At 40.9% G+C, this 15,491-nt stretch carries 13 protein-coding genes; 4 read left to right on the top strand and 9 right to left on the bottom strand.

Going from position 1 to position 15,491, the window contains the following annotated elements; translation table 11 throughout:
- Nucleotides 1–152 precede the first annotated feature (152 nt).
- Nucleotides 153–1,211 carry a glycosyltransferase gene (locus L2737_RS02720; protein ID WP_102527906.1) on the bottom strand — a complete coding sequence of 353 codons (1,059 nt, stop codon included), beginning with the start codon at nucleotides 1,209–1,211 and terminating at the stop codon, nucleotides 153–155.
- Nucleotides 1,212–1,221: 10 nt separating this feature from the next.
- Nucleotides 1,222–2,553, bottom strand: a complete 1,332-nt coding sequence (locus L2737_RS02725) for an oligosaccharide flippase family protein (protein WP_248954684.1) — start codon at nucleotides 2,551–2,553, stop codon at nucleotides 1,222–1,224.
- 336 nt (nucleotides 2,554–2,889) lie between these two features.
- On the opposite strand from L2737_RS02725, the gene L2737_RS02730 reads away from it, so the two are divergent.
- The 3 genes from L2737_RS02730 to L2737_RS02740 all read left to right on the top strand — a co-directional run bounded on the left by L2737_RS02730 (nucleotide 2,890) and on the right by L2737_RS02740 (nucleotide 4,812).
- Nucleotides 2,890–3,219: a hypothetical protein gene (locus tag L2737_RS02730; RefSeq protein WP_248954685.1), complete on the top strand. Its 330-nt coding sequence runs from the start codon at nucleotides 2,890–2,892 to the stop codon at nucleotides 3,217–3,219.
- Between the two features lie 264 nt (nucleotides 3,220–3,483).
- A complete protein-coding gene (locus L2737_RS02735) occupies nucleotides 3,484–4,029 on the top strand; it encodes a thioredoxin family protein (RefSeq protein WP_248954686.1) in 546 nt (181 codons plus the stop codon).
- 126 nt (nucleotides 4,030–4,155) lie between these two features.
- On the top strand, nucleotides 4,156–4,812 hold the full coding sequence (locus L2737_RS02740) for a nitroreductase family protein (protein WP_248954687.1): 657 nt from the start codon (nucleotides 4,156–4,158) through the stop codon (nucleotides 4,810–4,812).
- Between the two features lie 203 nt (nucleotides 4,813–5,015).
- Here the strand turns inward: L2737_RS02740 and L2737_RS02745 are convergent, their stop codons facing one another.
- The 7 genes from L2737_RS02745 to L2737_RS02775 form a co-directional block, all read right to left on the bottom strand.
- Complete coding sequence (locus L2737_RS02745; RefSeq protein ID WP_248954688.1) at nucleotides 5,016–6,299, bottom strand: O-antigen ligase domain-containing protein; 1,284 nt, start codon at nucleotides 6,297–6,299, stop codon at nucleotides 5,016–5,018.
- On the bottom strand, nucleotides 6,239–7,816 hold the full coding sequence (locus L2737_RS02750) for a GumC family protein (protein ID WP_248954689.1): 1,578 nt from the start codon (nucleotides 7,814–7,816) through the stop codon (nucleotides 6,239–6,241). The genes L2737_RS02745 and L2737_RS02750 overlap by 61 nt, the downstream gene beginning before the upstream one ends.
- A 10-nt stretch (nucleotides 7,817–7,826) precedes the next feature.
- Nucleotides 7,827–9,035, bottom strand: a complete 1,209-nt coding sequence (locus L2737_RS02755; protein WP_102527912.1) for a polysaccharide biosynthesis/export family protein — start codon at nucleotides 9,033–9,035, stop codon at nucleotides 7,827–7,829.
- A 59-nt stretch (nucleotides 9,036–9,094) separates the two neighbouring features.
- Complete coding sequence (locus L2737_RS02760; RefSeq protein ID WP_102527913.1) at nucleotides 9,095–9,490, bottom strand: STAS domain-containing protein; 396 nt, start codon at nucleotides 9,488–9,490, stop codon at nucleotides 9,095–9,097.
- An 824-nt stretch (nucleotides 9,491–10,314) separates the two neighbouring features.
- Entirely contained in the window at nucleotides 10,315–11,442 is a 1,128-nt protein-coding gene (locus tag L2737_RS02765; RefSeq protein WP_248954691.1) for a zinc-binding dehydrogenase, read from the bottom strand.
- Between the two features lie 121 nt (nucleotides 11,443–11,563).
- On the bottom strand, nucleotides 11,564–12,241 hold the full coding sequence (locus L2737_RS02770; protein WP_248954692.1) for a glutathione S-transferase family protein: 678 nt from the start codon (nucleotides 12,239–12,241) through the stop codon (nucleotides 11,564–11,566).
- 1,159 nt (nucleotides 12,242–13,400) lie between these two features.
- Complete coding sequence (locus tag L2737_RS02775; protein WP_248954693.1) at nucleotides 13,401–14,279, bottom strand: AraC family transcriptional regulator; 879 nt, start codon at nucleotides 14,277–14,279, stop codon at nucleotides 13,401–13,403.
- Between the two features lie 219 nt (nucleotides 14,280–14,498).
- On the opposite strand from L2737_RS02775, the gene L2737_RS02780 reads away from it, so the two are divergent.
- Nucleotides 14,499–15,368, top strand: coding sequence for an SDR family oxidoreductase (locus L2737_RS02780; protein WP_248954694.1), 870 nt, complete (start codon nucleotides 14,499–14,501; stop codon nucleotides 15,366–15,368).
- Nucleotides 15,369–15,491: the final 123 nt, after the last annotated feature.

Genomic DNA, 15,491 nt, shown 5'->3' on the forward strand with positions numbered 1-15,491 from the left:
TTTTATGGGGTTATATGTGATTCTGTTGAAGGTTTTTAAAATGAGTTTTTCAGGTTAAACACTGACTTTGCAGAATGCGAACCACACTGCAAAGTCATTTTTAGGATAGTGAATACAGGTTTTTATTAATAAGTTATTTATCATGAAGTAGATTAAAACTTATTATCTTGCATGAACTCATTGGTGACACCGTCACGGGATATACGCATTTTTTGTATGATACTAATGCATTTTTGTCCCACTCCCTCGATTACGATATAACCCCAGGCTGGCATTATCCATTGTGCATATGCAGCAACTAAAGTGGTCACTGTACGACCTGTTTCAGCCTGTAAAATACTTGGTGATGTTGCAATCGCTTTATTCACTAATTCAACTGCTGCTTTACCATCACCTAAACGAATCGCTTGTCTTGCAAGGTAGCGTAATTGATACGCTCTAGCGGCTTTTTCATGACGTGCGAGTAATGTCGGGGCAAAGTCTCGCGCTTTTTCAATCATCTTTTCCCATGATGCGTACTGCTTCAGTAAGTTAGCTGATAAGCCGCCATGATTTAAGCGGTAATAGGTTAAAGGCTCTGGTAAACCTTCGATTTTCCACGATGTCGTAGCAGCAATGCGTAACCAACATTCAATATCTTCTGATTGACGGAAGGTTTCATCGAAATAACAGCTATAACGTTCAGCTGTACTCATTGACTGATAACGGATGTCATTAAGTGTTGTGCGGCGAATGACTGGCGCACTGCCATTACCTACAGGGTTACGACAAAGTAAGTGTGCTGCATCGATATCATTCAGTTTAGGCATTTGATAAAAATCGATAAATTTACCGTCGTAATCGATAAAGCTTGAGCGAGAAAAGCTCACACCGATTTGGCTGTCATTATCTAAATGCTGTACATGACGAGCCAACTTTTCAGAATGCCATAAGTCGTCAGAGTCGATGAAAGCGATGAACTCACCTAACGCATGACGGATACCTGTATTTCGCGCAGCTGCTAATCCTTTGTTCTTTGCATGACGAATAATATGCACACGAGGATCGCCTATAAACTGCTTACAAATTTGAATGCTGCGGTCATCACCACGGTCATCAATAATCAATAATTCAAAGTTATCAAATGTCTGGCTTAGTACAGACTCGATTGCCGCTTTAACAAATTTTTCAACGTTATAAACAGGCATTACTACTGAGATTCTTGGAGTCATAGTGTTTTCCTTAACTGTGTTTAACAGTTGATTGACTAAATGAGATGCGGCTGCTGTACCAGCAAAGCCAAGGCATGATGATTAAATAAGTCACCATCACGCTCAGTGCGACTGTGGTTAAGTCAAACTGGCTTGCAATACTGATGACCAGTGTTAGCAAAGCGGTGATAGCGATATTCAAATTGAAATTTAAGCGACTATGGCCGTTGGCAAGTAGTAGCTGGCTTGCAGCCTCTGCCATTGGGCGAACTAACCCGCTCAAACATAAGAAAATAAAAACGGCTAGTGCATCAGTTGATAACCATTGCTCACCGTATACAAAGGGGACATACAGTGGGGCTAAACTGGTTTGTAAGATGATGATTGGCGCTGCAATTGCTGTGATTGCAATAACGCTGTTACGGTATTTTTGCTGTGCAGATTGCACACTTAAATCATCGTTATCACTACAAAGGTGTGAGTAAAAAGCGGTGCCGAAACTTTGCACTAAACCTAAACTGACGCCTAAGCTCACGTTATAAGCAAAGAAGTAAACGCCTAGTGCTTCAACTCCCATAAAATACCCAATGACCAGATAATCGATGCTCTGTCTTAGGGTATTGATTAAGTCACTTAAACTTACTGGTACGCTGAAGTTTAATAATGCTTTTACACGCGCTATTGATGTTGCTTGGGTAAACACAGGTAACGGCGTTGCAGTTTTATGGATGTAAATCCACACAAATACCATGACCACTTTAGGGATGATAATGGCCCATATACCAAAACCACTTAACGCTAATACTGCAGTTAACACACCATCACCAATGGTTTGCCAAAGGTTAGCGCTAGCGACTTTACGCATATTGTTGTTACGTAAATTTACGGTGGCGTACAGCATGCCAAATGGAAGCAATAAGTAACTGCTCGCGACAAATAAAATAGGCAGTATTAACTGGCTGTCTTGATAGTAATAAGCTAACGGCAAGCTGATTAAGCTCATTAATACGAATGCACTAATACAAGATGCAAAGTTAATTGAATTGGCACTGGCTAAGTTATCGCTAAAGTCAGCATCATTCATACGAATTAACGCAGCTGAGGTAATACGTCTTGTTGGAGTACAGATTAGTTCGAACAAAGTTAGCACTATGGCAACTTGACCGAATATCTCAGGAGTAAGTAAACGTGCGGTAATAACACTTGCGCCTAATCTCACCACTCGACCACTGAACTGTGCGCTCGCTAACCACAAAAGGTTTTTACCTAATGAACGAATGCCATGACTTAGCATCTCATTAAGTGCTAGCTTTTGTTTCAGCGATTGCTTCTGTTCAACTTGAAGCTTGGTGATGTTTTGCATAACCGCTACCCTTATTAATGAATTGCAATTTGCTGATTGAAGCTTAATACAAACTGCGTCGATACTTAGGTATTACAGTTATCGTGCCAGTTTTTAAGTTATTGTTTTATATCGGTTATATGTTATTTGTGGATGCTGGTTAATTTCTGTTTTAGCAATTTGAGAGAGCACGGTTGCAGATTGCAACATGCAAACATGATGGTTTGAGTGCGAAAAAGTGTCGTTTTAAGCTGGTATAAGATGTGGCGCTTTTAGCCCAATAGTTCGGATTAATGTTGAAACAATATGGACTTGATAAGCTAAATTGAGTGCAAATCAGATGGACTTTGAGGTGATATGAAAACTTTAGTTATTGGTGTGATAGTGAGCGCAGCACTGTTATCTGCTTGCAGTGAACCTTCAGTAGTAAAAGAGGGTATTAGCAAACAAGTTGAGCAAAGTGATACTGCAATAAAACAAGAACACCACTGTAATGAGCAATTTTTCAATCAAATTGAACAGGAATTACTAACAGGTGATGGGCAAGGGCACGGACCAGATATTGGATCTGAAGAATGGAAATCTGTGATTGAGTTTAAGCTTGGCGTTAGAGGTCAAACAGAAGTCCCTGAAAGAGACACGATTGAATGGTGCGATTACATCCATTCTCAGATGGCATTGCGGTAGAAACTTGCTCGATTATCAAATGAAATGAGAAAGTATTTCAAACATTAACCTGTTTAATCGACACCGATAACAGGTTAGTTTTAGTTTGTTTAACTCAAAAGAGTACTAAGCTCGAATGCACTTAGCTGATTGCACTTATTTAAGTGTCGTAAGCTAATTGCATATTACAGATTGTATGTGCTTATTTAAATTACGCTAAGGGATTTAATCAACAATCTAATATTTATATCAATCCCACATGAATGTGATTTTAAGGAGAAGGCAGTGTTGTTAGATACCCCAATTTGTGACTTTGGCTGGAAAGCACCTGAGTTCACATTAAAAGATGCATTCGGTGAGTCTTTTACCATGAGTGAGCATTTAGGCGAAAAGGGCTTATTAGTCATGTTTATTTGTAATCACTGCCCTTATGTAAAGCGCATAGGGGCTATACTTGCTGAAGATACAAGGCACTTAATGGCGCAAGGCATAAACGTATTAGCTGTGATGTCTAACGATTACTTAGCTGTGCCTGCAGATTCTCCAGAAAACATGAAACAGTTCGCCAAAGAACATGGTTTTACATTTCCATATCTCGTTGATGAAAATCAACGTGTTGGCCAGCAATACAATGCAGTATGTACGCCTGATTTCTTTGGGTTCAATAGTGCAGGTGAGTTGCAATATCGAGGTCGATTAGACGATGCAAAAATGGCTGACAGCAACCATCGTACCCCAGAATTATTCAATGCGATGCGAATGATTGCAGATACAGGTAAAGGCCCTGAAGAGCAGTTCGCGAGCATGGGTTGTTCAATCAAATGGCGTTAATTATCAAGCCGGTATTTCTAAAGCTATGAGCGGTAAAGCCCAAATCCTTTAAACTCAAAGCGTTTAAACCCAAGCCTTAAAATAAATAACGAATTATGAAGCAACAAGATAGACACGGAGCAAATTATGACCCATCCAATTATTAATGATTTAAGTAGCCGTTACACAGCAAAGCGTTACGATCCAATCAAGCGCGTTTCAGCAGATGATTTAGCAGTGATATATGAAGCGATGCGTTTATCTGCATCGTCAATTAACTCACAGCCTTGGAAATTTATTGTGATTGAAAGTGATGCAGCAAAGCAAAGAATGCATGATACTTTTGCTAATAAATTCCAGTTTAATCAGCCTCATATCAAGGCTTGTTCCCATGTAATTTTGTTTGCCCATAACCCGCACTATACCCGTGATGATTATGCACAAGTTGTTGATAAAGGGATTGTAGATAATCGTACCAAGCCTGAAGATAGAGAGGCTGCATTTGGTGGTTTTGCTTTTGTTGACTTAAATACTGACGAGCAGGGTAATAATGCTGCTTGGACTAAATCGCAAACCTATTTAGCGCTTGGTAATACGTTACATGTATTGGCGCGTTTAGGGATTGACTCAACCACAATGGAAGGGGTTGATAGTGCAATGATTAATCAAATATTTGCCGAAGAACTCGGTGGATTTGAATGTGAGGTGGCGCTGGCAATTGGTTATCATCATAGCGAAGAAGATTACAATGCTAAGTTACCTAAATCACGCTTAGCAAAAGAGCAGGTATTAACTATTCTATAATTTGCTCAGCATAGATAATCGAGCCTAGCTAATACTTTCACTTAGTTAGGCGTTCTATGTTGATTGCTTTTAGCTGTTCGTCAAATCAAATATTCATGATGAAAAGTGAATATTTGATCCATCAAACTAAGCGACCTTTATAAATGATGAGTATCATAAATGATGAGTATCAAGCGGTGTTCACTTTATATTGGATGAAGCTTTTAAGCTTCTTCAAGGTTTTGCGCTCTGTTATAGACATCTTCTGGTTCTTCCGCCCTTAAAGCCATACCCAGTACGATTAAACCAGGCCAAAATAAATAAGCTAAAATTTCTAAGTTCTCACCAAAGGTGTATAAACCTAGCAGCATTAAAATGGCCATACCCACTTTTGCCAATGGATTGGTAAATAACCTTACTAGCAAAGCAATAAAGGTGATTAACATTGGAATCGCTAATGCAATAGCGCCTACTACACCTTTGACAAACAATAACCCATACCAAGTGTGATGAGAGCCAATTGGCATGTATTCCACCATATGAGGCCCACGTTCGACAATCCCATGTCCGAAATAGATGGCTTCGTTCATCCATCTCTCAACAGCGATATCTGCTAATGATTGCCTGACACGAGTGGAACCTGCTCGCGCTGCTTTTACCGCAGTAATACTTTGCTCTATTTTTGTTATCAATGATTCACCGATGACCCCAACAAATAACATGACAGGAGCGAGTAATAGGTACAACCAAGGAGAGCGAACAAAACGTAAGGTTGCGAAGAAACCAATTAAGGCTAAATAGCACGCAATAGCTAAACGTGATTGCGATATTAAAATCATGAGCAGGCTGCCAGCAAGACCCCATCGTTTCCATTTTTGGTTTTTCTCTTGTAAGGCAAAAATAAAATATAAATTACCTAACATGCCTAAAGCAGGTGCCCATGGAGTGAATAAACGCCAGCGGGGCACACCGCTACCAGGGTCGATTTCGTATAAACTCACGCTGAAAAACTCAGGACCGGGGCCACCAATAATACTTAATGGCGAAACATATAACGTGCTGGGTAATCCAACTGCCCAAGCCATTACAAATACAGGGAATAGAATTACCGTATGCTTACAAACGCGGCAACTGGCGCGATAAATGATTTCAGGTCTGATAGGCATACAACCAATAAGTGGAAATATTGCCAGTAACGCCCAGCCTTTAGCCCAACCGATTGATGATTTTATTAATTTGCCCGTACCAAGGCCAAATTGCAGATGGCCGACTACCAATGCGATTAACATGACCCACATGCCCAACACCCAAACATAATGGCTAATGCTAATGCGCGACGCTGGTTGGCGAGCGAGTTTTTTATAAAGTAAGCGTAAAAATAGAATCCAAGCAATCACTGGTGCAATGACATATAACGCACCTAACAACCAAAATAAGTAACTAAAACTTATGCAGTTGTAGATGATTTTTTCGTCAACATTTTCCGCAGTAATGGTTTGCGAATCCATAAAATGCATAATCCTACTAGTGACATGAATGAGGCGCACAATCCGCCGAACGCAATAAGAATGACGGCAAGCTTATCGGGAGAAGATGGCAAGCTGGGCGCTGATAATAATTGCAACATTGGGTAAGCGGTATAAATATCCGATTTACCTACATCCATTTTTGCCATTGCAGAAGTTAATACTGCAGAGGCTAATTGATGTTCTCGTTGTAAGTCGGCAAGTTTTGCTGCGTCATCATTACTGTGCTGCAGACGTTGCTCCCAGGTATTGATCTGTGAGGTTAATGAGTCGACTTCAGACTGTGTCGCGTTACGGTTTGATGCAATGCTGATGAATTCTTGCATCATTTCCGCGCGGCCATCGACATCATTAAGGGTTAACAGGTTAAGTAAGTCATCATCTTGAAAACCGATAATGATTTTAAACCGTTGTTTCATGCTTTTTAAAATACTATCTAACTCAGCCTGCAATGACACCAACACTGGATGCCTTGTACCTAAGCGACCTGCATTTTCTATATATTGGGTGTTTGCCGCATTATGTTTTTCAACTAACTGTTGGAATAGTTTGTCGTTGTTCAATTTTAATAAAATAGCAGCTTGGGCATCTGTAATGCCTAAATGGTTTTCATACAAAATATAACTGGCATTAAGGCCTTCAAGTTCAGCTAAAATGGTGACTTTACTGTGCCTTAATCGCTCGATAGTAATCGCCAACTCTTTAAATTGATCTAGCGTGACTAAACCGCGTTCAGATTGAAAATCAAGTAATTGCTTTTGGGTTTCTTTTACGCGAGTTGAATAGCTTTTAAGGCCTCTTTTAATGCCAACCTCACGTAAACCGATTTCATCTGCGCGTAAGTCAGTTAAGATATTTTGTAATGAGCGATACATTGCCCAGCCGCGCTCTTGTGCAGCTTCTGGCGTTGCTGCTTTTACGCTGTATTCCATCAAACCTGTTTGGCTTGGTAACTTAAGTTTGGGTTTATTGATTGCCGATGTGGGTAGATCAAGGTAATGGGCTGCACTTTCCATCAGCAAGGTACTCATCGAAATCGCTTTATAGTTCTCACGGGGATCAATTGCTGAGCTCATATAAGGTGAAATACTTGATGTACTTGCCTGGCCTAAGCTATCTAAACTCAGCGATGAACCCGCTGCAGCCCCAGGCAGAATTAATACCCATTTACTGACATAGTTTGTTGGCGCAAGGTAGATAAAAATGGCTGCAAATACCCAGATTATCAATAAAGATCCAAACGCTGTTTTAAGGTATAGACGCTTACGCAGCTTTGGGGTTAATTTACTGCCTTCTAGCGTTGCACGCTTAATCCAGTATAGATAGGCTAATTCAGAGAAACTGGTTTGCTCAACGGTTTCATCTGCAGTGTAGTGCCCATTATCTTTTGATTGTTCTGAATCAGTTGCGCTTGCTGCAATAGCTTGCTCAATGGCCGGGTTGCTAGGTGTGCTATCCGTGCTGTTCTGAGTCTTTTTTTCATCATGAATCCGGCTCATTACTCACTCCTTACAACCATCCAATAAGTGTTGTTGGTACCACTAGCTCTGTTACTGTTCTGGCAATTTCACGCATATTGGTCACACGTGAGTCATAACAGGCAAGCCCGTCACCAGGGAGTAATACTGGGTTTGATTGATCATTCCATGCACTTTGAATCAGTCCATCAATAGAACGTTCAACAATATCAATCTGGTTAGATAGTGGGTTTTTAGTAACTAATATGACGTAACGGCTAGCATTGGTTGATTGCGCGCCACCGACACAGTTTGCTGCAATGGCGCCATTCAATAAACGGGTACCATAAGGGAAACGAGTTGCTTCACGATCAACCGCTGATTGGCTATTTGAGCTTGCTGGCTGCGTTAAGTTTGACATAAATACCCTAATCCCTGGTGCTGTCAATTGCGATGGTCTAGCGAGTTGATCATTAAAAGAATGTGTTGATGGAACATGGACATGATCCCCAGCCATTAATGTCATACTGGGTACTTTTTCACCTGTTAGCATACCACGTAAATCCATATTGAAAACCTGCCCATCACGAATCACTTTTATCGCTGAAATATCGGCATCAGGGCGAACACCACCTGAAGATTTTACTGCGGCGCCGACACTACGTTTTATCGCCTGATCACCGGCATAGTTGCTACCGTCATCTTTTAATTCTATTGGTAGTTTTTTATTGATCATATGCTGGCCGGGCTCAAATACCGCACCTGAAGTGGTGATTTCAATCGGTGCCCAGCTGATAGGTAAAATACTGATGCGCACCGCATGTGCCAGCATTAAGTTTTCATCTATCAATAAGTCATTTATTAATTGGTTTAACTGTTTAAGGGTTAACCCTTTTGCTGCAATGGCAGGTAAGTAGGGTAGATAAATATTACCATCGGCATCGACTTCAACATCTTTACTGAACTCTTCGCCGTTCAAAATGTTAATTGAAACTTTATCACCAACAGATAATGACAATGCTTGTTCTGTATCGACTACCATGGCTTTATTGCCAAATATCGGCGCCGTAGGAAAGGTTGTGTGGTTTGAGGTAACCGCACTGACTTTTCTGTTATAAGGCGTTTGCTGGCCAAAATAATGACAACTTGTTAACTGCTTTTCTAAATCACAAACGTCTTGTTGTGCTGGCTGCGAAGGGGTAACGCAAGCGGTTAAACTTGCGATCATAGCGACTGAAATTAATGTATTAATCGTTTTCATTGCGTCATTCCCTTTACGTTGAGTTTAGAACGGTTTAGAACAAATTTCTTTGACATTATTTAGCTAGCTAAATCGGCGATGACTCTTTTATCAAAGTCAGACTCTTCAACAATGCTGCTGTGACGTAAAAAATCTAACGCCAGTGTTTCAGTTTCAAATATTTCAAAAATATGATGTAAACGGGTTAATTCAATCAATGATCTCACTGCGGGTGATGGTGAAAGGAGAACAATGTTTCCTTGATAGTTCAGCGCTTGATTACGCGCTGAAATCAGCACAGATAATCCACTGGAATCGATATATTCAAGGTGCTGCATATCAATGACTAAACGGGTATGACCTCTATTGATGTAATCGATAAGGGCCGCTCTATAAGTCGGTGTGTGCGCCATAAACATTCTGATTGGTAGGGTCACTACGCTGGCATGTTGGGCAACTTTTAATTCAAATTTCATAACGTGCTCCTAGATTGAAATGACGCTCTTGTGCTTGTAATTAGATATTGCAGTTAGCGTGCCAGATTTTATATCGTTATGAATCAGGGGTTTATCGGTTTTAGTTTTCGGTTTTGTTTGATGGTTTGCTGTTTGCAATGAGGTTAATTGCTGTTTGCAACACGGTTTTGATGCTTGTTATTGCGTTTTGCAAATTGCAAAAAGGGATTATTTATTCGTGAAGAGTTAAATCAATGACTATTATGCAACTATGTTCCAAGTTGACGCGTGATGAGAGATTCATGGATGCCGAATGGGTCGTAGAATATGGAGATTATTTGTGATGCCGAGTTTTAAGGGGCTTTTACTTTCAGAGGCTTTTACTTTAAGGGCTTTTACTTTAAGTGACTTTTACTTTCAGAGGCTTGTACTTTCAGAGACTGTTAACTTATATGAACAAAGCAGCGTGTCGTAGTTGTATTTGCAGATAAGGTCGCTTGTTCATATCTGGCCCATAGGGATTTGGGAAATGTCATTATGATGTTGGGAACATCATTGACCATGTGGTTGGTGCATTTTTATATTCTATACATTTATTACGCCAAGCAATGGATTAGGTTGAAGTAATCACTGTCAGTAACAGAGCCAATACTGATGAATTATAAAGCAGGTGCAGGTAACTCGTTTGTCCCTTTCCAAGCTAGAGTATTAGCTCATCACATTTCAATTCTAGGCATTTTAACTACTTTTTCTAATTGGTGCCGTGCTCAGAAAAGAGAGCTTACCAAATAAAAAGCAGAGTTCTATAATCGTCCTCTGCTTTTATTCAATCAGTTAATGCCTGATTATCCTTGAGGTGTAATTAAGTACTTCTCACCAGTCGCTTGTTTAGAATAAGACGCTATCGATTGTAATTTTAATACTTCTGCTAATGACACTTCATGTGTGTAGTGGCTAGCAAAAGTGGTGCTGATCTCTTCTGCAACGCGTTGGCGCATCGCAATCACCGTTTTAGTTCCTAGTTTACCGAGTGCATTGAATAACAAGAACCCATTGATACCCCATGCAAAACCGAAGTTACGATTTAGCGTAATAGGTCTACGGTCTAATGCGCCATAAATATAAACTTGTTTGAAAATGTCTGAGCCATATACGCTGTGCTCTGTCATATCACGCGCCGCAGCAACTTCCATACAGTTAAGAATATCACTGGTTAATTGACCGCCACCAATGGGGTCAAACGCAATCGTTGCACCCGTTTCAATAATTGCTGCAGTTAAGTCAGCAAGAAAGGTATCACTACTTGAGTTAACAACATATTTTGCGCCCATATCACGCAACAGCGTTTCTTGTTCTGCTTTACGTACGATGTTAATTAAATCGACGCCATCGGCAATACAAATACGGTTTAACATTTGACCAAGGTTAGACGCAGCTGCCGCATGGATGATGGCCTTATGGCCTTCAGCGCGCATGGTTTCAACCATCGCTAATGCGGTAAGTGGGTTAATAAAAGAAGATGCGCCTTCTTTAGCCGTAGTGCCTTGTTTTAACTCTAAACAGCTTTGCACATTAGCGCATATAAATTGACGATAAGTTCCACCACCAATGACTGCAACAGTCTTACCCATTAATGCTTGCGCCGCAGGCGATGAACCTGCTGCAACGACAGTTCCAGCACCTTCATTGCCAACTGGAGTTGCCTTACCCACTCGGGTTTTAACCGCAGGCATGAATTTAGCGGGAACATCAGCTGTAATGACAGGGCTTTGCTTTGAGCCTGATTCAGCCGCAGTTGTCATATCAGCAGCACTGAACAAAACGGCTAAATCTGACGGGTTCAATGGTGCTGCCTCAATGCGAATAACCACTTCATTGGCAGAAGGTTGTGGCATCTCGATGTCTTTTAAAGCCAGGGTTAATTTATTATCTTGGCTGATTGTTGAAGTCAGTTGAATGTTGGTATCTTTCATGCCGTTTTGCTCCTGCAAATAACTAAATTCGTTGAACCAATAACGTGATTGTATTGGCCGTAATTTGTTGGTAATTAATTTAAGTCAATATTTTAGTATTGGTTGTTTTTATCGCTAAGCACTATTCAGCATTTGCTGCTTGAAACTGAGCTTTTACCTTTTGGAGAAACTCGGGCATGTTTGCCAGGCGATCTGCCTCAACGCTTTGAGCAATGGCGGACTGACTCATTGAAGCGTTCCAATCTTTCATACCAGGCACCTCTGCAAGTATGTCCCAATCAAGTTGGCTAGAACCAAAAGCGCTAACGATGGTGTTTACGTAATAAACATAGATGTCAGCCATGGTGAATTGTTCACCTGCTATCCAAGGTGAAAACTGGCACAAGCGACTTAAGGCTGTTATTCCACGGTTTAATACTTGGCGAACTTCCGCTTTAACCGTTTCCGGCGCTGCGGTGCCTGACAATGCATAAGGTATTAGTCGTCTGCTTGGTAGTTCAAAATAAAGCTCTGCTATTTTCATAATTTGACGCACAACCGCTCGCTCTGTGGCATTGACAGGGTAGAGAGGGCTGTCAGGGTAGGTCTCTTCAATAAAGTCACAAATCACACTCGACTCTGAAATATGAAGGCCTTCAGCCGTTGTGACCACAGGAATCTTGCCGGCAGGACTAATTGCCATTAACTCATCACTACCACCGTAAATTAGGTTTTCTTCAAACGGTAGTTCTTTGTGTAGCAGTACATGTTTCACTAGGTTGTAATAGTTGCTAGCGGCAAAACCGTGCAAAGTCATCATAAATAAGTTTCCATCATAAACGTGAAGGTGGTTTCTTTTGCCTGCAAAGCGCAATTAACGTCCAGTCTGTATCACGCTGCAACAAGGTCATAGTTGCAATGTTTAAGTTAAACCAATTATTACTTGTTTTAATCAGGTTATATATATGGAAAAAAACCAATCACTATTGCTTTAAAGACAATAATGGGGGTGATAATTACTCAGATATTTATTTGATGGGGAAGCCTGTTGGATCATCTATGTGCAATACGCTATTTCAGTAAAGTCGTCGAAGCGGGTTGCTTTACTAAGGCAATTAAAACAATTAAGACACCCATCATTATTTTCAAAGCAGATGCTGGTAACTCGTTTTTGCCCTAAAACTTGTTTCAAATTTTGAAGTTATCATTTAAAAATCAAAGTCGTGGCGCTTCGCCCAAACCAGACTAAAAGGGAGTGAACTGCGACTCCCTCTTTACTCTTTATTAAAGAATTAGGCCCCGCAGCTCCGACGAAATTTAAACAGAAAAATTTCCAACGGAGAATCATCCAGCTTTCAACTTCATTTTGAGTCCGCTTCGGCAAGCTACAAAATCACTAACGCTTACGATGGTGTGTCTGAAGTAAATGGAATTATGAATGTCACGATGGCATGGATGCCAAGGAGTGACCCTTCCCCTCGAAAGCTAGCCAGACATCCATGTCTGGACTCACGCGATTCTCTTACTTGCCTCAATTCAAATGGAGTCTTTTAAATGTAAGTTCTACTAGCTTTAGCTCTTTAAATTATCACCAATGCAGTCAAATCGAAGAGACAATAAACCCAGTGTAGATGCGTTCAAGACCTTCGAAAACATGGATGTTTTCGCAGAGCCCACAGGGATGTGTTTACGGCGTGTCTTGGATGTATCTGCACAAAAGGCCGCTTTTTCACATCCATGTGATCGCGACATTCCGTTCATCCTGAACATCCCAGCGGCAGGCAATGGATTAGATTGAAGTGACGACTCTCATTAACAGAGCCAATACTGATGAAGTACAAATCTGATGCTAGTAACTCGTTTTTGCCCCTTTTCTGCTTAGAGTAGATACTCTTCACTGAACAAGCATGCTCACATTGACGTACTTTTATTAATGTCAGATAGCACTTCTTTGCTGAACTAATCAGCATACTATAAAGCTACAATAGGTTTGTGTTGCTCCATTGCTTTGGGGATTGCCCATACTGTCGCTTAAACTCACGGCTAAATTGCGAAGAGCTCACATAGCCTACCTGCATTGCCGCTTCAGTTACGTTTGCGCCACTAGCAATCTTCATTGCAGCGTTATTCAAGCGAGTTAGTTTCGAAAATTGAATGGGTGACATAGTGGTTGCTTCTTTAAATTTTCGATGAAAGACGGTTTTACTCATACCGACACGAGCTGCCATATCGTCAATAGTTATGGATTGATCGAGATTAGACGACATGTACTCAATCGCTCGCGCAATACCGTTCCCAGCGCCAAATGCTTGCCTAGCCGATTCACCAGCATCGCCTTCTAATATGGCGAAATACAACTCTTTTAACCTGCCTGCACCTAATGCGGCTGTTGCAATTGGGCTATCTTCCAGTTCAAGTAACCTTAGAACAGCATCTGTGAATGAAGCATCCCAGTTAGCAAGAGTAATTCCATGGGGTTCAGGTGCACCTTTCTGAGTACGTTTCACTGCAGCAACACTGTCTATCTCAATAGCAAGCTCAGTCATAATGCGAGAATCTAGAGATATGTATACACCTAGCAGTGGATTTTCTGGCCTCGCATTGGGGGTACCCGCTTGGAGCGGCATGGTTACGGTGCAGCACATATAGTTGTCACTGTTGTAGGAATGCATCTTTCCATCAAAGAAGAACTCCTTTGAGCCACTCACAATAATCGCTATTGAGGGTTCATAGATGCCGGGTGTGCACTCTAAGGGCTCAGATACTCGGAACAATTGAACACCGCTCAATCCGGTTTCAAAGACACCATCTTCTTGAACTCTGTCTTCAATGATCTGTTTGATCTTTTCTTTACTCATACACAGCCTCTAGAATGAAATTTAATCTAAATTGGAATGATTAGGCAATTATTAGGCGCTATTTAGTCTATTTAAAATGATTTTTGGTAGTTATAATTTGGTTATACATGATAAGGAGCTTCAATGAAAGCTTCCTAGAATTTAGCATTCTTTAGCGAGTGATAGCAGTAAGTCTGAAGGGAAAAGAATGCAAACACCCAACATGAACACGGTAAAAGTATGAGTCTCGAAAATAAACATATAGTTATAACAGGTGCAACAGCTGGTATTGGTAAAGCGTCGGCGATAGCGTTGGCAACGGCAGGAGCAACAATCACCATTGTTGTACGCAACCAGCAAAAAGCGGAAGAGATGTTAGAAGAGATTAGAGCGGTTTCTGGAAATGATACACATAGATTTGTACTAGCTGATTTTGGCAACTTGACATCGGTTCGTAGTGCGGCAGAAGAAATTTTGAGCTGGAACGATAGCATTGACGTATTGCTGAATAATGCAGGTATCGCGAGCTCTGAATATCGTGAAACAACGGACGGTTATGAAGAGCTATTCGCAGTTAATCATCTAGCACCGTTTCTTTTGACGGGCATTCTGTCACCATTACTGCGCAACGACGGGGCCCGAGTCGTGAACGTTGCAGCAATGGCCTACGGTATAGTTGATGGGATGAATTTCGATGATTTACCTAAAACAAAAAACTTCGAACCGAATAAAAGTTACGCATACTCAAAGTTAGCTAATGTGTTGTTTACAAAAGAGCTTGCTGAGCGACTGAAATCGAGAGGGATCACCTGTAATACTTTACATCCGGGAGCTGTAAGAACGACTTTAGGCTCTGATGATAAAGGCTTAGTTCTAAGTATTGCTGCTTTTTTGATTAAGTACTTTCCGTTTATGTTCAAAACACCTGAACAAGGCGCAGCGACATCCGTTTACTTATCTTCAAGTGAAGATGTAGCCAATATCACAGGCAAGTACTTTGTCGATTCTAAACTGGTCCAACTAAAACCCGTTGGCGAAGATATGGCAGCGGCCAAACGATTATGGACAATCAGTGAGGAGATGACAGGGTTTGAGTATCCAGTGTTCTAGAGACTTAAGAGAATCAAACTTTAAGTTACAGTGCTTACACTAGTCTATGAATTGATCCCATTAACTGGACACTCACTAAGGCTAGTTTTCATTACTGTAGTTAATTTATGCTTTACTAAATTA

The organism is Shewanella electrodiphila (assembly GCF_023283985.1).
GTDB lineage: Bacteria > Pseudomonadota > Gammaproteobacteria > Enterobacterales > Shewanellaceae > Shewanella > Shewanella electrodiphila.

Bases quoted from the DNA above. Each gene is read 5' to 3' on its own strand.
- L2737_RS02720 (WP_102527906.1), bottom strand. From the start codon at position 1,211: ATGACTCCAAGAATCTCAGTAGTAATGCCTGTTTATAACGTTGAAAAA.
- L2737_RS02725 (WP_248954684.1), bottom strand. From the start codon at position 2,553: ATGCAAAACATCACCAAGCTTCAAGTTGAACAGAAGCAATCGCTGAAA.
- L2737_RS02730 (WP_248954685.1), top strand. From the start codon at position 2,890: ATGAAAACTTTAGTTATTGGTGTGATAGTGAGCGCAGCACTGTTATCT.
- L2737_RS02740 (WP_248954687.1), top strand. From the start codon at position 4,156: ATGACCCATCCAATTATTAATGATTTAAGTAGCCGTTACACAGCAAAG.
- L2737_RS02745 (WP_248954688.1), bottom strand. From the start codon at position 6,299: ATGGATTCGCAAACCATTACTGCGGAAAATGTTGACGAAAAAATCATC.
- L2737_RS02750 (WP_248954689.1), bottom strand. From the start codon at position 7,816: ATGAGCCGGATTCATGATGAAAAAAAGACTCAGAACAGCACGGATAGC.
- L2737_RS02755 (WP_102527912.1), bottom strand. From the start codon at position 9,035: ATGAAAACGATTAATACATTAATTTCAGTCGCTATGATCGCAAGTTTA.
- L2737_RS02760 (WP_102527913.1), bottom strand. From the start codon at position 9,490: ATGAAATTTGAATTAAAAGTTGCCCAACATGCCAGCGTAGTGACCCTA.
- L2737_RS02765 (WP_248954691.1), bottom strand. From the start codon at position 11,442: ATGAAAGATACCAACATTCAACTGACTTCAACAATCAGCCAAGATAAT.
- L2737_RS02770 (WP_248954692.1), bottom strand. From the start codon at position 12,241: ATGATGACTTTGCACGGTTTTGCCGCTAGCAACTATTACAACCTAGTG.
- L2737_RS02775 (WP_248954693.1), bottom strand. From the start codon at position 14,279: ATGAGTAAAGAAAAGATCAAACAGATCATTGAAGACAGAGTTCAAGAA.
- L2737_RS02780 (WP_248954694.1), top strand. From the start codon at position 14,499: ATGAGTCTCGAAAATAAACATATAGTTATAACAGGTGCAACAGCTGGT.